The following is a 20,041-nucleotide window of genomic DNA, read 5'->3' on the forward strand; positions in this document are numbered from 1 at the left end:
CATGAACTTAATAGAAGATTTTAAAAACAAACCATTTATTGAAGCCTTACAAGAATTTTTCAAAAAATTAAATATACCCGTAGATGAGATATCAGCTGCACCTGCAAATGCGTCTGATGTCATTGGCGAAAATAATGTCAACGAGCTAATAGATGAAGTGTATGCTTACGGTATTGTCAACGACGCTATTTTTGAGCAAAACGAAACTTTCAACAATTTAGAAGAGATTAAATCTCTGAAAGCAGACTATGATGGAATTTTATTATTTGGTGTTACACTCAACCAAAGAGATAAAAACCTATTACCAACCCGTTCACAGTTATCTGATATTGCACGAGCATTTAGCAGAACATTTAAGTTTACTCCTATTACAATTGTCTTTAAATATGGTAAGCATATCGCTTTTGCCAATAGTGAAAGAACACAATTTAAACAACAATGGCGAGAAGGCGACAAAATAGGTAAGGTTTCTTTATTAAGAGATATTGACGTTACCAACGTCCATTCTGGTCATGATCGAATATTACAAAATCTAAAAATTTCAAGAAGCGGTAAAAATGCAGTTACAGACTTTGCAACGTTATACAAATATTGGCAAGAGGTCTTGAGCGTTTCTATACTAAACAAAACATTTTATAGCGAATTATCAAATTGGTATTTCTGGGCAATTCAGGAAGTTAATTTTCCTAACGAACCCAATCAAATTGAACTTTCTTTAGATGAAGACGCTTATGCCGAAGCTCTTAAAGAACATAAAGGTAAAAATGTTATTCGGCTTTTGACTCGAATACTCTTTATTTGGTTCATCAAAGAAAAAGGATTAATTCCGGAGGAAATTTTTGACGAAAAAGAAATTGCATCACAGTTTATAGATGGATTCACACCTGATAAACCACAAGGTATTTTTGCAAATGGTAAATACAGTAGTAAATATTATCGTGCTATTTTACAAAACTTATTCTTTGCTACTTTAAACCAAACGCAAGGCAATCGACAATTCCGTTCTGATGGAAAGCATCTTAACGCAACGCAGTTAATGCGGTACAAATCGTATCTCAAAAATCCCGAAGCATTCATTAAATTAATGGAAGATACCGTACCCTTTATGAACGGTGGTCTTTTTGAATGTTTAGATAAACCGCATCCTACCGCAAAAGGGCCAAGAGGTGGAAATATAATTACATACAACGATGGATTCTCTGATCGAGAAGACAATAGTTTGGTTGTACCTGACTTTCTGTTTTTTGATGCCGAGGAAGAAGTAGATTTGAGTAAAGATTATGGCAATGCTAAATTTAAGAACTCTAAAACGAGAGGGTTAATTAATATTTTAAAATCGTACAAATTTACAATTACGGAGAATACTCCAATTGATGAAGATGTAGCACTAGATCCTGAATTATTGGGTAAAGTTTTTGAAAATCTGTTAGCATCCTACAATCCTGAAACTAAAACTACCGCTCGTAAACAGACAGGTTCGTTTTACACGCCACGTGAAATTGTGAATTACATGGTAGAAGAAAGTTTAATCGCTTACTTAAAAAATGAATTAATTAAAGAAGAGGTCGGTTTTGTGGAACTTGGAAAAAAACAAATTGCTTTGTTTGGCAATGAGATAAAGAAAAGCCAATTAGCATTTGAACAAAAAATTGACGAAAATCCATTTAAAGATAATGAAGAGGCTTTAGACTTACTCTTGCACAATCTCGTTTCCTACAGTGCAGAGAACCCATTTGAAGGGCAACCTGAAATTCAAAAAAAGATAATTACTGCTTTAGATAATTGCAAAATATTAGATCCTGCTTGTGGTTCTGGTGCATATCCTATGGGAATTTTGCAGAAAATGGTGCATATACTACACAAAATTGATCCTAATAACAAAGAATGGAAACAACGTCAAATTGATAAAGTAGAAAAAGCAATTGACGAGTTGGAATTATTGGATGATACCGAAATAAAAGACAAAAGCATTAGTGAGTTAAAATCTCAAATTAAAGACATTGAAGCTTCTTTTGCAGACAACGATTTAGACTATGGTCGAAAATTATACCTGATAGAAAATTGTATTTATGGAGTTGATATACAGCCCATTGCTACGCAAATTTCTAAACTGCGTTTCTTTATTTCATTAGTAGTAGATCAAAAAGTAAATAAGTCTAAAAAAGATTTTGGAATTAGACCACTACCCAATTTAGAAACCAAATTTGTAGCCGCAAATACCTTAATAGGTCTAGATAAACCAAAAGAAGGGGACTTTTCAGGTTCGTTATTTGATAAAAAAGAAGTACGAAAGTTAGAAAAACAACTCAAAAAAGTCCGACATAGTTTATTTAGTATAAAAAGCCCTAGCAGAAAAAGGGAACTACGAGAGGAAGACAAAGAAATTAGAGAAAAAATAAGCAGTTTATTGGCAGAAGATTTTGGTAATGAGACGGCAAAATTATTAGCCAATTGGGATCCGTATGATCAAAATGTCTCCTCTCCTTTCTTTGATAAAGAATGGATGTTTGACTTGTCAAATGGTTTTGATATTGTAATTGGTAATCCGCCTTATATTGAGTTTAAAAAACTTGCAATTGAAGATAAGAGAAAACTTAAAAAATACAACTCGGCTCAAGGGAAGTATGACATTTACGTTATATTTAATGAGATAGCTTTTGCCTTTTTAAAAGAGCACGGTGTCGTTTCTTATATTCAGCCAACCACTTTTTTAAAAAAAGATTTTGGAAAAGAAATTAGAAAATATATAGAGACAAATTTTAAGATAATTTCAATTTTAGACTTTGCAGACATACAAGTATTTGACGGAGCAACAAATTATACAGGGATTTTTATCTTTAGCAAATGTATAAAAAAAATAGATTATCAATTCAATTATCACCAATATGGCAAGAATAAAGTAATTTCAGTTGCTGATTTTGATAATAGTTTAAATGAGTTAGTAACTTCAAATATAAAAAAAGTAATAAAAATCAGGAATACCGAATTAAAAAACAAGGTTTGGAACTTTCAAGATGATCAAATAACAAATCTTTTATTGAAATTTACAAAAAACACAAAACCATTATTAGAATTTACCAACCAAATATTTCAAGGAATTGCTTCTGGTAAGGACGAAGTGTTTTATATTAGTCAGGAGGATGTAAAAGAATTAAAAATCGAAAATAATGTCATAAAACAAATATTAAAGGGAAAGGACTTAAAAAAATACACAATAAACTGGTCAAAGAATTATGTAATATATCCATATGATAAAACATCAAAAGTTATCCCCGAAAACTTGTTAAAAATTAATTATCCCAATTGTTATAATTACTTAAAAGAGAATCGGAAACTTTTAAATGGTAGAAATTATTTTGATAACTCATCCAAACTTTGGTATGAGTTATGGAATCAAAGGAACCATTTGAATTTTGATAAATTAAGAATAATTACTCCTGAAATTTCAGATAGAAATAATTTCGTGATTACTGATAAATTTTATGGGAATACAAAAACTTATCATATTATTCCAAAAGATGACAGTTTTGAAAATTACTGTTTTTTACTAGGGATTTTAAATAGTAAGTTACTGGATTATATATATAAAAAAATAACGACACCTCAAGCAGGTGGTTTTTATGCTTATAAGACTCAATTTCTATCGCAGTTACCTATAACAAATAAAAATCGACCAAGTGCTTTGATTAATTGCGTAAAAGAAATTATTAGTATCAAAGAAGTTGACTTAAAATTAAGTACATTAAATTTAGAACACCAAATTGACATGATGGTTTACAAATTATATGAACTTACCTATGACGAAGTTCTAATAATTGATCCGAAATTTAATCTAAATATTGAGGAATATGATGACTTTGTAATTGAGTAAAAAAACAGTGTTTAAGGCAAAAAATTATTGTATGAATATAAGTTGGAAATTTGCAGAGCAGAAATAGCTATACTATATTGCTAAGTTCAAGGATAATGACATTGAAAAATTTAGAAATGAATAAAACCACAAACAAATCACCAATCAATTTTGAAACTTTATTACAAAAATGTGAAGATGCAGTACTATTAATTCAAGATCGATTCTCGGATAATAGCTGTTTGCGTGTTCATCAATTGTACGAAGAGAGTAGTAATAAAAGGCATGATCAGTTTTTACAAAAACTACAAATTACATGTAATGCAAAAATGAAATTAGAAAACAAATGTAATAATGAGTTGAAAGGCTTGTACATTTTTGGAGAAATGAATTCGAATAAGCAAATTGAACCCATTTATATTGGAATTTCACGAACCATTTTTAGAAGACTTTCTCAACATAGTAGAGGAAATAATCACAATCAGGCTTCGTTAGCTTATCTACAAGCTAAAATTAACTCAGGCCACGTAAAAGGCAGAATGCATTTAGATTTAGCGATGTTAAAAAGAGAGCAAGAGCTAATAAAAAATTATTTTTTGGTTGTCATTCCAGAAACCGAAGATTATGATTTGTACTTTATGGAAGTTTATATTGCAGGCAGATTACAAACCAAATGGAATAGTTTTAAAACGCACTAATTTTTAAATTGAACTTCTATGAATCACTCTAGTTTTATCGTTAAAAAAGAGGCTTTAGTGCAAGAATTAAAAAATATAAATAAAGCTTTAGGTAGGAAATCAAAGTACAATATTCAAACCGTGTTAGAACTAACCATCACCGATAATATGTTAACGTTAGTTGTACCTGGTGTCAAAATAACAATCGATTGCAAAACAATAAATACCTGCAAGGCATCCATTGATTTTTTTTATTTTAAAGATATAATCGATAATACAATTAGTAAGGAAATAGAATGTATCATTCGTGGTAATGAGTTACAAATAGGTAAAACGATATTTAAAGTTCAAACCACTTTTTTTGAAAACGACAGTATTTTACGAAGTATAAAACTGCCTATAAATTATACGCAGTGGCATGTTCTTCAGTTAGAACATAAAGGATATACTTTAGAAGAATTGCAATTCAACAATCTCGAATTTGTGATGTATTATGCTAAAAAGGATTTAAAGAAAAATATTTTAAAAGCTAAAGAAATACTTGGTTTATATGGAGTAACATTTAAAGAAATTGAGGAACTAGTTGAAAAAAAAATAAAAATATGACCACATACATTCCGGGCAACTACTACTCTTTTCAAGTAGTCGAAATTAGAGAAGAAAATGACACTAAATATATATATTTATCTGACGGCTATAAGGAAACGTATAGAGTTAAACCTTTCGATTATCAATTAGAATGGGAAGATTTTAACCTTCCAGATAAAATAACATGTTTCGTAAAAGATATAAGTATTAGAGGGTTACCTCTACTAGAGCAAAACAAGAAAGATATTTTAAATTTTTGTTATGCGGATTTAGGTTCTGAGTATGCTTTTAAAGTTATTAATTGCGAAGTTGATTCCAAAACGCAAGCTGGATTCTATAATTTAAACGATTCCTTTGGATTGTACCATCGCTACTATCCCAAATTAAATGAACCGAAACATCAAACTGGTGATATTTTCAATTTAGTAGTAAATAAAATTAATGATAAGGGATATAATAAAAGTTTTTTAGATTTTGAATATCCACGAGATTTAGTTCAAAGTAATAATGAATCTATTACTTTGGAAATTTCGGAAGATCCGAGAACAGAAAGTTTATTTGGTTTCGAATCAGCAACCAAAGAATTTAAAAGTACGATTGTTTATCCTGCGGGTTCCATAGAACCAAACATAGATAAACAGCTTTCCTATATTTTAAAAACAATCGCAGGTTTTCAGAATGCTGCTGGTGGTGAATTGTATATTGGTATAGATGATAGTGGTAAAATTCGTGGAATAAATCAGGATTATATTCATCTTAATTCTAGTCAAACGGATACTTATTCCTATCAATTAAATATGGATGGATACGAGAATAAAATTAGAAGCGCTGTACGTTTCGGAATAGGTGGAGTTTCAAATAGTCATTTGGAATTTAATTTTTTTAACCAATCAGGATTAGATTATTTAATTATAAAGATAAGCCAAGTGCAAAGGCCCGTTTTTGTGCATAATTTTAAACTATTTGAAAGAACAGGTAATATGACCCAACTATTAAAAGGAGATGAAATTACCTATTTTGTGGAACATCGATTGAAATTAAGAAATGCACCAATAGAGAATATAGAAATCAATGCTAACGATAGTATTGATTTGGATATTGAAAAAGAGGCGTATACAGAAGCAAAAATTACTGAGGTTATAAAAGATATTCCAACATTTAATTTACCCGAAATTGAAGAAATTTTTGAAAAGGATAAGATTTGGAAATACATGACACTTTATAAGTCTGGTGAATGGTCATTTCAAAAGAAACCTGCAGTTGCCTTGGATATTTTTAATGAAATTCCAATTTTCAACAGTTGTAAAAAAGGTAGAATTGTAATGGTCTACGATACAGGATGCGTGAATACCGTAATTCCGTACGACTTAATTTCTAATAAAAACAATACCAGTAAAACAGCTAAGAAAGAAGGTAAACGCTACAGCAACGGATATAATTCTGCATCAAATCTTATTGAATTTCAGTGTGTTCCAGAAGAATATTTTTTAGTTTTTCAAAGTAAGGATTTAAAAACGAATTCATCATATATAAAAGCACATAGAGTCAGAGATATTAGTACACATACGGGATTAAATGCAGAGGGAAATGTCTTAATTAATAGCAGATTAGATGGTTTGTTTTTAGAAGTAAACATCTTACCAGAATTTATAGCCCATTTAATTACTGGTTTAACATTCACTAAAAATCAAACTTCCAGCACTCTAGGAATAAAGGAAGGAGATCAAGACTATAGAGGTGTAGTCCAAACTATGAAAGAACTAATTGCGAAGTATAGTAATCATTGGAAAAAGAAAAGAGATATAATATAGTACTATTCTATGCAATTAGAACTACTACGTTTTTAATAAGAAGAGAAATAGTTGATTGTAAATATATCAACTTATTATAAAATAATAAATAACAAACTATGAATCAAGAATTATTAGAAGCATACAGTAACACAAATTACCATGTATTCAATCCTAAATTACTAATTAATATTGGTAAAGAAAATATAGAATTAAATATTTTTTTAAAAGAGAAAAACTATAAATCTTGGTGTTATATTACCGCATGGAATCCGCTGTCTGCTAGTAATTTCACTATTGAAGATAATACCACGTTGAACAATCAACTACTAGAGGATATTAAAAAATATCCTAATCATATAGGAGAAGGAAAAGATGCAGAAGGTATTTGGCCTGGAGAAGAAAGTTATTTTGTTTGCAATATTTCAAAAGAAAAGTCAATTGAGTTAGGAAAAAAATACAAACAAAATGCTATTGTTTTTGGTACTATTAATGAAATGGCAGAACTTATAATTCTAGAAAAACTAGTGTGATTTTTTACCACAATCTTTACATTTCACACTCAAGTAATTATCACCTAAAGAAGAGAAAACAATAAAATTTTACAATTTAAATTACGATTACTTGCACAACTCAATTTTTTTTATAAGATTTGCAAAAGCATCAAGAATTACACGTCTGTGTAATGCCAACCGATCAACTCAAGACACGGTGGCTTAGAATGCGGGACAGTCGTTCAAATGTATTGAGAAACCACAATTCTTTATCGCATTTTACGACATAGCAAAAATTTTAATTTAAAATTGTTATGTTATGTATACTAAAAGTATTCAGTTAAAAGAAATCGTACAGCACCAATCAGGTAGCGATATTGATCATTATGTAGGCTTAAAAACACAATGGCATATTTGCGAAAATCGCAATTTAGTAGTGTCGCCATTGATTGAGGACAAATTCACTCCATTAGGAATCGAAATCAGCCACAGCGCTCTCACAACACAACTTGATTTTACCGGAGTAACACCTTACGAAATTTTGTTATTTGATAGTGAAAAACAATTCATGGGAAAAACATTTAGTTTGCATGAAGGAAGTGGAACTTTCAGAATAGAAACCCAAGCTCGTTTTATACTGATTTGGAATACAAAAGAAGATGAAAAAACAAGAAGAGAATTACAAAACTTCAATTGTAAAACTTTACTTCTTGATGACGATCTCGTATTCACTATTAATAAGCTTTCAGGTTATTACGGTAAATTCCCTTATTTTATTTTGAAACATCCTAAATCGCCTTGTTACACCCAAATTCCTATTCACTTAGTTGAAGATGAATCGTCAGCAGATCACTTACCGGGAAGTGTTCTATCAATTACTAGTGAAATATTGGAAGATAAGGATAAAAAAGAGTCGCTACTACTCTATCATTTTGAAAAAGTTTATGAAAAAATCAGTGTTGAATCAAATCGACCCAAGGATTTAGCTTTGGTATTAAGTTCAGATTCGGCTTATTACTTACCAAAAGTGAATAATAAACCACGATTCTTGAACAGCATCCCTTATGGTGGAGTCTTATTGGATTTAAATGGTCATATTATCGCACAATCTATCCAACATTTCATCTAAAAAATATTTATTTCTACTATCCTAAATGTCATTCTTTTCAAGAAGGACAGGGCGAATTATGAATTATAAACACATTATAAATATGCTGACGTATACCAATTCCGATTTTTTAAAACCCCTTTTTTCGACATTAGTAATTAAAGTATCAAGCATTACAGAACGATTTGAATCATTACACCATTTAACAGATTTTAACGAGATTCATTTAAAAACAAATGGCGTGTTGTTAGTAGCTCCTGAATTACAGATGCTCTCTGGTCAATTTGGAACGTTTGCTGATGAGGTGCTTATTCCTAGCGGCATGCAACTAAATAAAGACTTTGCATTTATTACTGAAAAAATTGTTACCGACTATAACGATAATATAATTTGTGAAGTGAATATCGAGCATCCCGATTGTAAGGAAATCAGCTGGCTTGACGGTATGATTTTAGAAGATGGGAATTATATGTGGTACAGTGATCCAAATCTTACTTCTTTTGAAAAAGACGCCAATTATAGGTTGTTCAAGTCACTGCGTCTATATGAACCAGAAAAATTCAACCTGAACCCTAGAATTATTAAAATAGATGATACCTATGTACATTACACGGTTAGTGGTTTAGATATGCATTATAAGTTGCATCGAGATGCTTTATGGTATAATGAGAAAGTTTATGGAGATTGTAAATTTAACTAAAAAGAATAAATATGAAAAGTAGTGTTTCAAAGACCTTTACCGCTCAAGCCACCATTGGTTTGCACAAAGGTTATTCGGATGAAATTATTTTAATAAGTGACTTTAAAAAGAAGTTATTTGAGAGACAGCACCAAATTAAAAAAGAATTTGATGTAGTTCTGAGTGTAAAACTTACACTTTGTGAAATTGTTTTTCTGGGACAGGAAGAGCCATCGGTTACTTTAGAGTTTATTCAGTATCCTAAATTTCCAGTAGCTGAGCCACTTCTTAAAAAAGCAATTATTCATCTAATAGAACTGTTGATGGAAGACCTTGATCAAAATCGCACAGTAATAGTGTTTCAAGACGAGACTATTTGCCTAGAAAAATCAAACGAAATAAATCCTAAAATAAATATTTAAAATGGATGACCTATTCCCGACTCATAAACTTTCGTTTTTAGAAAAATTTTTACTTTATCATAAAAGAATGAATTTTGTAACATCATACGTGAATGAAAACAATGACCGTATTAGTTTGACCAGTGAACGCCATACTATCGCTAAAGAATTCAAATTATTAGATATAGACTTACAGGATAAAACCATTAGCCAATTATATGAACTGTTAGAAATTCGGCGGCAAGAGAATTATTTAATTCGTAAAATAAGTAAAAAATCTGATCTAGTTAGTAAAAGAATATTTCTCTTAACTATCCATCTAGACCATCTAGAATATTATTTGTACGATTATGATTATGAGGCAATGCCAGGAAAAGTAAAAAAACAGTTCGCAGGACTCAAGAAATATAGTAAACTATGGAAAAGCAATAAAATATAACTACTATAAATAAAATCTAAAAAATGCAAAAATTAATATTACACATTCCGCACTCCTCAATTGTAATTCCTTCAAAAGAGGGTTACGTCATAAGTCAAGAAATTCTAGATGAAGAAATTGGTAAATTAACAGATTGGCATACAGATGATTTATTTAGTAACACAAGAGATATTAGTGTCATCGCTACTTTCTCTCGCTTGTTTTGTGATGCAGAACGTTTTGTTGACGACGAGCATGAAGTTATGGCTAAATATGGCATGGGAGTTTTATATGAAACTTTAGACAACGGAGATCTAATGCGAAAAGTAACCCAAGAGCTAAGGATCTTTGTAATAGAAAACTTTTATAAACCACATCATCAACAGCTAAATGAAGCGGTGCTAAAAGCGTTAAACCAATCAAACAAAGCAATTGTCATTGATTGCCATTCGTTCCCTTCTACCCTATTAAAAAGAAGCCTAGTACAAGGCAAAGACAATCCTGATTATAACATTGGGACAGATGCTTATCATACGCCGCAAAACTTAATAGATTTCTCAAAAGCTTATTTTGAAGATTTAGGCTATTCGTTAGGAATTAATACGCCTTACAGCGGGGCATTAGTCCCTATGGAGCACTATCAGAAAAACAAAAATGTACAGGCAATAATGCTAGAAGTTAACCGAAGATTGTACCTAAAGGAACCTACAAATGAAAAATCAGAAAATTATCAAAAAACTAAAGAAGTGGTTCAGGGTTTTTTAGAAGGAATTCGAAATTTATAATTTTTTAAATCAATTAAAACTATGAAGAAATATTTAATACTTGTTGCAATCACGATACTACTACTCACAATATCCGCAATTTTTAGTTATAAATACAGAAAAGGGATACTCACGGCAAAAAAATATTTAACCGAAAAAGCAATTTATCGCAATCAAATAGTATCGGACCCTTTGATTGATAAAATTCCAAAAAATGAAGAAGAACATATTTTTGGTTTAGACTTATCGCATCACCAACAACATATTAACTGGGATAAAGTACTAGAAAATCCACCTCACTTCATTATCTTCAAGACTACAGAAGGTAGTTCGCATACTGATACTAAATGTGAGAAACACATCAAAGAAGCTAAGAACAAAGGGATTTTAGTTGGAGGGTATCACTTCTTTAGTTACCAATCATCAGGAAAAAAACAAGCCCATCATTTTCTAAAAAACCTAAAGCTCCAAAAAGGAGATATTATACCGGTTTTAGATGTTGAGTTTAGTAAAAATATGCATTCAGATGCTTGGATAAAAGAAAACATAGCAGCATTTATAAGCACAATTGAACAAGAAATTGGAATAAAACCAATTGTGTATTGTGAGATTGCTTACTATAATCGGTTTTTAAGAGCCAAATACGGCAATGAAATCCATCTTTGGTTGAGCGATTTTAGATCTAAGCCTAATAAAAACTTTGTTTTTTGGCAAAAGACTGATAAATACAAACAAACTGGAATACAAGGAACTGTAGATTATAATCTCTTTAATGGAACAAAGGAAGATTTAACTACAATATGTTATTAAAATAAAAATCTAAAAATTGAATTGAAAGATGCACAATAAAAAACACCATTTAGTTTTCTTCACCGGTGCGGGAATTAGCCAAGAAAGCGGGCTAAGCACCTTTAGAGGTGAATCGGGACTTTGGAAAAATCACAACATTGAAGAAATTGCATCACCAGAAGGATTTGCAAAGAACCCACAACTAGTTTTAGATTTTTATAACAGTCGAAGATTGGAATTAGAAAATGTGATGCCCAACGCTGCTCATTATTTAATTGCCAAATTAGAAGAGAAATATGAAGTGACCATAATCACACAAAATATTGATGATTTGCACGAAAGAGCAGGTTCTTCTAACGTTTTACATTTGCACGGCGAACTAACAAAATCGAGAAGTTCCATTGATGAAAATCTAATCTATCCTTATACCAATCCTTTAAAATTAGGAGATTTAGCACAAGATGGAAGCCAACTTCGTCCGCATGTCGTTTGGTTTGGTGAAGAAGTAACAAAAATTAAAGAGGCTATAACAATTACACAAAATGCCGATTTATTTATCATAGTAGGATGTTCTATGATTGTTCATCCAGCAGCATCACTTTTGTTAGCTGTTCCTTTTGAGTCAGATACGGTTTACATCGATCCAAATCCAACTGTGGAAGAAGGAATTAATTTGCTTGTGATAAAGGAAAAAGCAACAGTAGGAGTACGATTGTTGGTGGATAAGTATTTACCATGATTAAGGATACTAAATAAAAAACATTGCAAATCTTAGATGTTAAGCTTTTGCTATTAGTTATTGCGCATCCAACAAAACAAATGGAAGTATTTAAAGCTTAATCATAAAAACAAGTAGAACACATGGAAATACAATTTTGGATTGACAATGCGGGATCTTTATTCCACCAAATTTTTATGATTGTTATGGGAAGTTTAATGGCAATTGCTGCCATTTTTGGAACCACATACAACGTAATTAATATTTTAGTATATTATATTCTTATACCATCTTCCTGGATTTATTTAATAAGCAGAAAAACAAGTATTTGGATTAACACATTATCTATTCTTGCAATTATCGCGTTTGCCCTGCTCCCTGATCTACGAAAAAATTGCGATTATTTTTTTCAGAAGAGTGTTGATTTTTTAAATTGGAGTGCTACAGTTTTTAATTCAAATTATATTGATATGTCGGTTTACATCTGTGTTGTAGCCGTTGCACTTGTTTACTTAATTTTGATCCCTTTAACTTTACCAAAAAACCTAGTAAAGAAATTGGGAATAATGCTGTCTATCGTTTTTGTATTATACATGATTGTAATTTATCCAAATTTTAAGGATATGTTACTTTGGGGAATTAAAAAAACGAATGTAAAATATTGATCGTTAAATAAAATATATTATTCTATCAAGTGTAACCGATCATTTGAAAAAGTTTTCGTTTTTGTATTTAAGATCAAACGAACTTTTAATAGAAGTAACTTAAACCTTTGACTATAAATTTGATGACTTTACAGGTAGGTTTGAAGTTAAAAATAAATGAAAGATAAAAGTTTTGGTATCGAAGCAAATGATTATAATAAATGATTCAAATTTCTAATTTAAAATCATCTTGATAACCAACTAAAATGACAATAAATATGCAACCAAAATTCAATTTAAACAGATTCCTAAAGGTTCAAGAAAACGTATACAAAGATGCATTAGAGGAAATTCAAAATGGTCAAAAAAAAACCCATTGGATGTGCTTTGTTTTTCCTCAAATAAAAGGATTGGGATTCTCGGATTACAATATTTTATTCGGAATTGAAAATCTTGAAGAGGCACAAAAATATTATAATCATCCCATTCTTGGCCAAAATCTTTTGAAAATTACTACTGCACTTTTAAAAATAGAAAATAAAACTGCACTTGAAATAATGGGCAAAACTGACGCAAGAAAGCTAAAATCTTGCATGACCTTATTTAGCCAATTACCAGTAGTATCAGATTGTTTTATATTGGTACTGCAAAAGTATTATGACAATCAACGAGATAGTAAAACCCTCGAAATTATTGCAGGGTTTAAAGAATAGCAATGACTTGAACCCTGCAATATTGTTAGTTATAAATGAGCTTTGCTGTAAACGTCAATTTAAATAGCCATTCACAAAATCATTATTAATGGGTGCTAAAAAACATTTATTAAATCAAATCACCTAAGCTATTGACTGCCAAATATCTTTCAACTGTAAAACCTTCCGCATGTTCCACACCAGCAATTCTTCCTAGATCTCTGGAGCGATAATTTAAGCTTTCTAAGAAATTTTTACTACTTATTGGCGATTCGGGTTCTTTAGAATTAGCATTATAAAACTGGGAACCGTATGCTAAAATCGATTCTATTTTTTTATCTGTAAAACCAGTGATATCAACAACAAAATCAGGTTGGATATTTTTCCATTGGATATAATGGTACACAAATTTTGGTCGCCACGCTTTTTGTTTCTCTCCATCTAATTCAGTTTCGATTTTCATCAAACCAGATAAAAAACAAGCGTCAGAAACTAACTTACTTCCCTTTCCATGATCAATGTGACGGTCGTCAATGGCATTGCATAATACAATCTCAGGTTGGTATTTCCTAATCATTTTTACGATCTCTAATTGATGTTTTTCATCATTGACAAAAAAACCATCACGCATTTCTAAATTTTCGCGCGCTATAACTCCTAGAATTTTTGCGGCAGCATTCGCTTCTTGATCTCTTATTTCAGCTGATCCACGAGTACCTAATTCACCTCTAGTTAAATCAACAATTCCAACTTTTTTTCCTAAAGAAATTTCTTTTAATATCGTTCCAGCGCAACCTAGTTCTACATCATCAGGATGCGCGCCAAAAGCAAGTATATCTAATTTCATAATTTATTTTAATTTTATAATTATTCGCTTAAACTTTGGATTTAATTTTTTTTCATGAATTAAACAATTTTTTTGAAATTGAAATTCAATCTTTTTTAAGTGATTTTTGTCAAATTTTATGCGATTTGAATAATTCATTTATTCACTTGAATGAAAATTACAATACCGTTTTTATCGTTAGTGATTTATTGACACTTTCCTCCCACTCTTTTTCAGGATTGCTATCTTTTGTAATGCCACAACCTATATATAGGTGAGCCTGTGAATCAATAATTTGCATACAGCGTAAATTGACAAATAAATCAGAGCTTTTCCCAATATTGATAAAACTGCAGTTTAATTCTCCTAAAAAACCGCTGTAAAAACTTCTATCGTATGCCTCATGTTCTATTATAAATTCCTTAGCAATTTCTTTAGGTAAACCACAAACAGCAGGTGTTGGGTGTAATAATTGTATGACTGTCTTTAAACTTGAATCGGAATTTAAAACGCCAGTAACATCTGTTTTTATATGCCAAATACTTCCAGCCTTCACACTATAAGGTTCAGTAGATTGAATTTTGGACGCCACATTTTGTAGTTTTGTAACTAGATAATCTGTGACGAATTTTTGTTCTTCTTTTTCTTTTTCTCCCCAAACAACTTCTGATGAACCGTTATCTTTTTGAGTTCCTGCTAAAGAAATTGTTTCAAAATTACTATCACTTACTTTCAATAATTGTTCAGGCGTGGCGCCAATCCAATTACCAATTTTTGGATGATAAAAACAATACACAAAAGCAGAAGGATAAAGTTGTACTAACTTTTGAAAAGTTTCTAACATATCAAAATCTTGTACGTCTTGTATTTCATATCGAGACAAAACAACTTTTTTAAACTTGTTGTCTTTTATAGCTTCAATACCTTTGATTACTAAATTTTCAAAATTTATTTTCGCATTAACATCGATAGTAGCTTTCTCTATCATCGAAAGAGATAATTCTTTTTTATCGACTAAAAAAGACACTATTTCCGATTCATTTTCGGGCAAAAGATAGTTTTTTGTTCCATCAAAACTAGATAAAACAAAACCGTTTTCAGTGAAATCATGTACCTGATATAAATTATGATTTCTCTGATAAAAACCCACTATTTTGTTCGTATTAGGTTTAGAATATAAAACAAAAGGCAGTTTCTGTACTAACTGATTTTGGGTTTTAATTTCAATTGTTTCCATTACTTATCTTCACTTTTTCTTTTTGGTAAAATCATATTGGTCAACTTACAAAGAGAAATTAAATTATCTTTTTCATCAGTAATTCGTATTTCCCATAAGTGGATGCTAGCTCCTTTATGAATAATTTTAGCTGTTGCAGTAACCATTCCACTGCGTTTTGCCTTTAAATGATTAGCTGAAATTTCAATTCCACGCACTTCACTGACCTCTGAATTTATAAATATCATTGATGCGGCACTTCCTACACTTTCTGCTAGTGCCACCGAAGCACCTCCATGTAACAAACCCATGGGTTGGTGTACCGCTGGAGTTACAGGCATAGTAGCCACTAAATAATTTTCACCAGCATCTGTATACGTAATATTTAGCGTTCTCATTAACGTATTTTCAGATACTTGGTTACAGTATTGAAGGATCTTTTCTTTATCGAATGTCATAGTAATACCTTTTAATTGGTAAAAATAAATAAAAGATATCGTACATAAGAGTAAATACATTTGTTATTCCAATTTCGAAATAGATTTTTGCTATTTTTACAAAAAATAAATCAAATGCGTCCACAAATAGTTTTAGTTTTTCTTGTCTTATTAATTGCTATTTGCTCCTGTCGTTCTGATTTTGAAACTATAGCCAGCTCAGGAAAACTAGAGTTTTCTCGAGATACGATTTATCTTGACACTGTTTTTACAAATATTGGTTCCAGTACCTATCGACTTAAAGTATATAACAAAAGCAAAAACGATATTACTATTCCAACAATAAAATTAGGAAAAGGATTAAACTCTAAATACAGAATGACCGTTGACGGAATGCAAGGAATTAACGGTAAAGTTTTTAACAACGTTGATTTATTAGCTAAGGACAGTTTGTATATTTTCATAGAAACGACTGCTAATATCAAAGATGCTAATCCAACTGACTTTTTGTATACAGATCAAATCCAGTTTGATAGTGGAGAAAATCTCCAGAATGTAGAATTAGTGACTCTCGTTCAAGATGCTATTTTCTTGTATCCAAAACGATTTGCTGATGGCACAAAAGAGACCCTTCCCATTGGCAATGAAAAGATTGAGGGTTTTTATCTTGACGAAAGTGATCCAATTAATGGAAATGAGTTGCAATTTACTAAAAACAAACCGTATGTAATTTATGGTTATGCCGCTGTCCCAGCCAATAAAACTGCCACTTTTGAAGCGGGAACTAAAGTATATTTTCATCAAAATTCGGGAATTATTGTAGCTAATAGAGGTTCTATACAAGTAAATGGAACGATATCTGCAACTGATAAAATGGAAAACGAAGTGATATTTGAAGGGGATAGACTAGAGCCTGATTTTGATAATGTTCCTGGACAATGGGGAGCAATTTGGCTAACTGATGGAAGTACGAATCACTCATTTAATCACTTAACAATTAAAAATGCAACCATTGGATTACTGATTCAAAATAATGACGGAAGCACCGTTTCAATAAAAAACACTCAAATTTATAATTCATCTAACTATGGTATTTTGGCGCAGAACGCAAAAATTAATGCTGAAAATCTAGTGATTAACAATGCTGGACAAGCTAGTTTAGCGTGCACTTATGGCGGAAATTATAACTTTACACATTCTACTTTTAATAATAATTGGAATAGCTCTCAGCAAGTTGCCGTTTATATAAGTAATTATAGTACTGGAGCCATTCCAGAAGCAAAAGATTTGACTGCTGCAACTTTTAATAATTGTATCATTTACGGATCGTACTCGAATGAAATGACGCTAAACAAGAAAACAGGAGCCGCATTTGAGTATCAATTTAATAATTGCCTGATTAAATTTGACAATTTATCCAGTAAATTTGCTTCTATTCCTGAATATCAATTTACAACGGATGCGCTACATTACAATGGAATAATTTTAAACAAAGACCCAAAATTTTTTAAAACAGCGCAAAATAAATTGAATATTGATGCAGCTTCTGCAGCTTTTGCAAAAGGAAATCAGGCCTATTTAATTCCACTAGATATCTTAGGAAAAACAAGATCTTTACCCCCAGATTTAGGAGCGTATCAAAATACGGTTTTTCCAAAATAAATTATCTTTTATTATTTAAACCAGTGATACAATTAGTGGTGTTGATATCATAGTTCTTTTGTCTAAAAGCTCGTTAAAATCGTAATGAAAAAACAGCTCATCATCTAATCATTCTTTACCAAGATTATTAAAATATAATTCAATAGTTATTATTTAAACAATAAAGCATATCAAAATTCAATAAAAACACTAATTTTATAACGATTTAATATCAAAAACTCAATCACTATATAAATCAAAAAACTTTTAAACCATGAAACAAATTTACTCTGTACTTTTTTTATTATTTGTTACAATTGGATTTGCACAAGCGCCTGCTGGATATTATACATCAGCTACGGGAAGTGGGTACACCTTGAAAACCCAATTATATAATATAATAAAAGACCATACGGTTTTAACTTACGGTGATTTATATGTTACGTATCAAACATCGGATATTGACAATTTCTATGAAAATGACGGAACCGTTTTAGACATGTATTCCGAAAATCCAGCAGGTGCAGATCCTTATAATTTTAGCATTTCAGCTACTCAACGATGCACATCCACCGGTTACAGCAATGAGGGAGATTGTTATAATAGAGAGCATATTATACCACAATCAATTTTTGATGAAGCTTTACCGATGGTTTCTGATGCGCATTTCATTACTCCTACTGATGGTCAAGTAAATGGAATTAGATCTAATTTCCCACATGCTACAGTAGCAGTTCCTAATTTGACCACTCAAAACGGAAGTAAACGTGGCCCCAGTACAACTGCGGGATATACAGATGAAGTTTTTGAGCCGATTGATGAATTTAAAGGTGATATCGCTCGAATGTATTTCTATTTTGCTACACGCTATCAAAATACGGTTGCTGGATATAATTATCCTATGTTCAATAAGTCTTCTAATAAAGTTTTTACTAATGCTTTTTTAGCTCAACTAATAGCTTGGCACAATCAGGATCCAGTAAGTGCAAGAGAGGTTAATAGAAATAATGCGATATATGCTCGTCAAAATAATAGAAATCCATATATTGATAACCCAACTTTTGTAACAGCAGTATGGACAACTGAAGCAGCTGATACAGAGGCACCAACTGCAGCCACTAATTTACTTGTGACTACCACTACTTCAAACTCAGCTACTTTAACTTGGACTGCAGCAACTGATAATATTGGGGTAACAGGATACGATCTTTATATTGATGGCGTATTTAAATCAACATTTACTTTGTGACGGCTACAGTAACAGGATTATTACCTTCTACTACTTATAATTTCTATTTGATTTCTAGAGATGATGAAAGAAATTCATCAGTTGCATCTGCAATCGTAAGTGCAATAACAACTGCGCCTCCAACAGGCGGATCAGGAGCTACTGATCTCTTTTTCTCTGAGTATGTTGAAGGATCTGGTAATAATAAGGCTTTAGAAATCGCAAACTTTACGGGAGCAGCAGTAAACTTAGTAGGCTACGCTGTAAAAAAACAATCAAATGGCGCTGGGACATGGTCTACTGGATTTAATTTGACAGGTACTCTAAGTACTGGTCAAGTATTTTTAATAGTTGATCCAGGAATTTCTACAACCTGTTATACTGCTGCAAATGCTAATTTGCTATCGACTAGCTCAGAGCTTTATAATGGTAATGATCCTATAGGTTTGTTCAAAAATGGTGTTTTAATTGATATTATAGGAACATTTAATGGAGGATCAAGTAACAATTTTGCAGCTGATGTAACTTTGAGAAGAAAACCAAGCATTTCAGCTCCAAATATAACTTATAATGAAACTGCTGAATGGGATGCTTACGGTAAAGACGTTTGCAACGGACTTGGCGCTCACTCGATAACTAATTTATCAACTGGCGATGTTAATTCAAATGATTTTACAATATATCCCAATCCATCAACTGGAACTGTAAAAATTAATTTTAGTAATGGAGCTGAAAAGCACACTATTCAGATATTTACGATTCTTGGGCAGCAAGTTTATGAGAATGAATTTAGCAACAGTCCTTCAGCTACTATAAATAATCTCCAAAAAGGATTTTACTTGATTAAAATAAAAAATGAAACCAATTCAGTTACTAAAAAACTAATTGTAAATTAATTTACAGTTGCAGTTATTCAAATAAGGGCGGCATTTATTGCCGCTCTTATCATTTAATTAGTACTTCAACTTTAATTTAGTCATTAATTTTTGCCTCCATTGGAAGTTATTTAAGATATCAACATTCTAATTAAATTGCTTTAGTTAACCAAATTCGTCTAGAAAATAAATTTATAAAATTTAAA

The 20,041-nt window shown here is 31.1% G+C and carries 20 protein-coding genes and 1 riboswitch; of the genes, 17 read left to right on the plus strand and 3 right to left on the minus strand.

The features are described 5' to 3' along the window. The first annotated feature begins 1 nt into the window (after nt 1). From RCH18_RS12135 to RCH18_RS12200, 14 genes are all read left to right on the plus strand, one after another. Nucleotides 2–3,871 carry an Eco57I restriction-modification methylase domain-containing protein gene (locus tag RCH18_RS12135; RefSeq protein ID WP_326937024.1) on the plus strand — a complete coding sequence of 1,290 codons (3,870 nt, stop codon included), beginning with the start codon at nt 2–4 and terminating at the stop codon, nt 3,869–3,871. Nucleotides 3,872–3,987: 116 nt separating this feature from the next. Further along, on the plus strand, nt 3,988–4,548 hold the full coding sequence (locus tag RCH18_RS12140; RefSeq protein ID WP_326937025.1) for a GIY-YIG nuclease family protein: 561 nt from the start codon (nt 3,988–3,990) through the stop codon (nt 4,546–4,548). 18 nt (nt 4,549–4,566) lie between these two features. Further along, a complete protein-coding gene (locus RCH18_RS12145; protein ID WP_326937026.1) occupies nt 4,567–5,133 on the plus strand; it encodes a hypothetical protein in 567 nt (188 codons plus the stop codon). Further along, nucleotides 5,130–6,926, plus strand: a complete 1,797-nt coding sequence (locus tag RCH18_RS12150) for an AlbA family DNA-binding domain-containing protein (RefSeq protein WP_326937027.1) — start codon at nt 5,130–5,132, stop codon at nt 6,924–6,926. The genes RCH18_RS12145 and RCH18_RS12150 overlap by 4 nt, the downstream gene beginning before the upstream one ends. Before the next feature lie 98 nt (nt 6,927–7,024). After that, complete coding sequence (locus RCH18_RS12155) at nt 7,025–7,438, plus strand: DUF3293 domain-containing protein (RefSeq protein WP_326937028.1); 414 nt, start codon at nt 7,025–7,027, stop codon at nt 7,436–7,438. A gap of 122 nt (nt 7,439–7,560) precedes the next feature. Further along, nucleotides 7,561–7,659, plus strand: a riboswitch (SAM-I-IV-variant riboswitch). Between the two features lie 59 nt (nt 7,660–7,718). Continuing rightward, the gene (locus RCH18_RS12160; RefSeq protein ID WP_326937029.1) at nt 7,719–8,528 is read left to right on the plus strand and encodes a hypothetical protein; all 810 of its coding nucleotides are present in this window, start codon (nt 7,719–7,721) and stop codon (nt 8,526–8,528) included. A gap of 82 nt (nt 8,529–8,610) precedes the next feature. Next, nucleotides 8,611–9,207 (plus strand): hypothetical protein, encoded by a 597-nt coding sequence (locus RCH18_RS12165; protein WP_326937030.1) that lies wholly within the window; start codon nt 8,611–8,613, stop codon nt 9,205–9,207. 11 nt (nt 9,208–9,218) lie between these two features. Beyond that, nucleotides 9,219–9,608, plus strand: a complete 390-nt coding sequence (locus RCH18_RS12170) for a hypothetical protein (RefSeq protein WP_326937031.1) — start codon at nt 9,219–9,221, stop codon at nt 9,606–9,608. Between the two features lies 1 nt (nt 9,609). After that, a complete protein-coding gene (locus tag RCH18_RS12175) occupies nt 9,610–10,026 on the plus strand; it encodes a hypothetical protein (protein ID WP_326937032.1) in 417 nt (138 codons plus the stop codon). Between the two features lie 23 nt (nt 10,027–10,049). Continuing rightward, nucleotides 10,050–10,790, plus strand: coding sequence for an N-formylglutamate amidohydrolase (locus tag RCH18_RS12180; protein ID WP_326937033.1), 741 nt, complete (start codon nt 10,050–10,052; stop codon nt 10,788–10,790). A gap of 21 nt (nt 10,791–10,811) precedes the next feature. Next, nucleotides 10,812–11,579: a glycoside hydrolase family 25 protein gene (locus tag RCH18_RS12185; RefSeq protein WP_326937034.1), complete on the plus strand. Its 768-nt coding sequence runs from the start codon at nt 10,812–10,814 to the stop codon at nt 11,577–11,579. A gap of 28 nt (nt 11,580–11,607) precedes the next feature. After that, on the plus strand, nt 11,608–12,297 hold the full coding sequence (locus tag RCH18_RS12190) for a Sir2 family NAD-dependent protein deacetylase (protein ID WP_326937035.1): 690 nt from the start codon (nt 11,608–11,610) through the stop codon (nt 12,295–12,297). A 122-nt stretch (nt 12,298–12,419) separates the two neighbouring features. Beyond that, the gene (locus RCH18_RS12195; RefSeq protein ID WP_326937036.1) at nt 12,420–12,941 is read left to right on the plus strand and encodes a hypothetical protein; all 522 of its coding nucleotides are present in this window, start codon (nt 12,420–12,422) and stop codon (nt 12,939–12,941) included. A gap of 257 nt (nt 12,942–13,198) precedes the next feature. Beyond that, complete coding sequence (locus RCH18_RS12200; protein ID WP_326937037.1) at nt 13,199–13,633, plus strand: DUF1810 domain-containing protein; 435 nt, start codon at nt 13,199–13,201, stop codon at nt 13,631–13,633. 109 nt (nt 13,634–13,742) lie between these two features. Here the strand turns inward: RCH18_RS12200 and bshB1 are convergent, their stop codons facing one another. The 3 genes from bshB1 to RCH18_RS12215 form a co-directional block, all read right to left on the minus strand. Continuing rightward, entirely contained in the window at nt 13,743–14,459 is a 717-nt protein-coding gene (gene bshB1, locus RCH18_RS12205; protein WP_326937038.1) for a bacillithiol biosynthesis deacetylase BshB1, read from the minus strand. A 157-nt stretch (nt 14,460–14,616) separates the two neighbouring features. Then, on the minus strand, nt 14,617–15,675 hold the full coding sequence (locus tag RCH18_RS12210) for a chorismate-binding protein (RefSeq protein ID WP_326937039.1): 1,059 nt from the start codon (nt 15,673–15,675) through the stop codon (nt 14,617–14,619). Then, on the minus strand, nt 15,675–16,112 hold the full coding sequence (locus RCH18_RS12215; protein WP_326937040.1) for a PaaI family thioesterase: 438 nt from the start codon (nt 16,110–16,112) through the stop codon (nt 15,675–15,677). The genes RCH18_RS12210 and RCH18_RS12215 overlap by 1 nt, the downstream gene beginning before the upstream one ends. 114 nt (nt 16,113–16,226) lie before the next feature. Here RCH18_RS12215 and RCH18_RS12220 point away from each other — a divergent pair, with 114 nt between their 5' ends. The 3 genes from RCH18_RS12220 (at nt 16,227) to RCH18_RS12230 (ending at nt 19,856) form a co-directional block, all read left to right on the plus strand. Further along, on the plus strand, nt 16,227–17,753 hold the full coding sequence (locus RCH18_RS12220) for a right-handed parallel beta-helix repeat-containing protein (protein ID WP_326937041.1): 1,527 nt from the start codon (nt 16,227–16,229) through the stop codon (nt 17,751–17,753). A gap of 253 nt (nt 17,754–18,006) precedes the next feature. Beyond that, the gene (locus RCH18_RS12225; RefSeq protein ID WP_326937042.1) at nt 18,007–18,981 is read left to right on the plus strand and encodes an endonuclease; all 975 of its coding nucleotides are present in this window, start codon (nt 18,007–18,009) and stop codon (nt 18,979–18,981) included. Beyond that, complete coding sequence (locus tag RCH18_RS12230) at nt 18,978–19,856, plus strand: T9SS type A sorting domain-containing protein (RefSeq protein ID WP_326937043.1); 879 nt, start codon at nt 18,978–18,980, stop codon at nt 19,854–19,856. Before RCH18_RS12225 ends, RCH18_RS12230 begins: the two co-directional genes overlap by 4 nt. Nucleotides 19,857–20,041 lie beyond the last annotated feature (185 nt).

Origin of the sequence: Flavobacterium sp. PL11, assembly GCF_035985025.1 — a bacterium.
In the GTDB taxonomy this organism is placed as follows: Bacteria; Bacteroidota; Bacteroidia; order Flavobacteriales; family Flavobacteriaceae; genus Flavobacterium.

What these genes read in the sequence shown, in the direction of transcription:
- RCH18_RS12135 (WP_326937024.1), top strand. Translation starts at nt 2, where the DNA reads ATGAACTTAATAGAAGATTTTAAAAACAAACCATTTATTGAAGCCTTA.
- RCH18_RS12140 (WP_326937025.1), top strand. Translation starts at nt 3,988, where the DNA reads ATGAATAAAACCACAAACAAATCACCAATCAATTTTGAAACTTTATTA.
- RCH18_RS12145 (WP_326937026.1), top strand. Translation starts at nt 4,567, where the DNA reads ATGAATCACTCTAGTTTTATCGTTAAAAAAGAGGCTTTAGTGCAAGAA.
- RCH18_RS12150 (WP_326937027.1), top strand. Translation starts at nt 5,130, where the DNA reads ATGACCACATACATTCCGGGCAACTACTACTCTTTTCAAGTAGTCGAA.
- RCH18_RS12155 (WP_326937028.1), top strand. Translation starts at nt 7,025, where the DNA reads ATGAATCAAGAATTATTAGAAGCATACAGTAACACAAATTACCATGTA.
- RCH18_RS12160 (WP_326937029.1), top strand. Translation starts at nt 7,719, where the DNA reads ATGTATACTAAAAGTATTCAGTTAAAAGAAATCGTACAGCACCAATCA.
- RCH18_RS12165 (WP_326937030.1), top strand. Translation starts at nt 8,611, where the DNA reads ATGCTGACGTATACCAATTCCGATTTTTTAAAACCCCTTTTTTCGACA.
- RCH18_RS12170 (WP_326937031.1), top strand. Translation starts at nt 9,219, where the DNA reads ATGAAAAGTAGTGTTTCAAAGACCTTTACCGCTCAAGCCACCATTGGT.
- RCH18_RS12175 (WP_326937032.1), top strand. Translation starts at nt 9,610, where the DNA reads ATGGATGACCTATTCCCGACTCATAAACTTTCGTTTTTAGAAAAATTT.
- RCH18_RS12180 (WP_326937033.1), top strand. Translation starts at nt 10,050, where the DNA reads ATGCAAAAATTAATATTACACATTCCGCACTCCTCAATTGTAATTCCT.
- RCH18_RS12185 (WP_326937034.1), top strand. Translation starts at nt 10,812, where the DNA reads ATGAAGAAATATTTAATACTTGTTGCAATCACGATACTACTACTCACA.
- RCH18_RS12190 (WP_326937035.1), top strand. Translation starts at nt 11,608, where the DNA reads ATGCACAATAAAAAACACCATTTAGTTTTCTTCACCGGTGCGGGAATT.
- RCH18_RS12195 (WP_326937036.1), top strand. Translation starts at nt 12,420, where the DNA reads ATGGAAATACAATTTTGGATTGACAATGCGGGATCTTTATTCCACCAA.
- RCH18_RS12200 (WP_326937037.1), top strand. Translation starts at nt 13,199, where the DNA reads ATGCAACCAAAATTCAATTTAAACAGATTCCTAAAGGTTCAAGAAAAC.
- bshB1 (WP_326937038.1), bottom strand. Translation starts at nt 14,459, where the DNA reads ATGAAATTAGATATACTTGCTTTTGGCGCGCATCCTGATGATGTAGAA.
- RCH18_RS12210 (WP_326937039.1), bottom strand. Translation starts at nt 15,675, where the DNA reads ATGGAAACAATTGAAATTAAAACCCAAAATCAGTTAGTACAGAAACTG.
- RCH18_RS12215 (WP_326937040.1), bottom strand. Translation starts at nt 16,112, where the DNA reads ATGACATTCGATAAAGAAAAGATCCTTCAATACTGTAACCAAGTATCT.
- RCH18_RS12220 (WP_326937041.1), top strand. Translation starts at nt 16,227, where the DNA reads ATGCGTCCACAAATAGTTTTAGTTTTTCTTGTCTTATTAATTGCTATT.
- RCH18_RS12225 (WP_326937042.1), top strand. Translation starts at nt 18,007, where the DNA reads ATGAAACAAATTTACTCTGTACTTTTTTTATTATTTGTTACAATTGGA.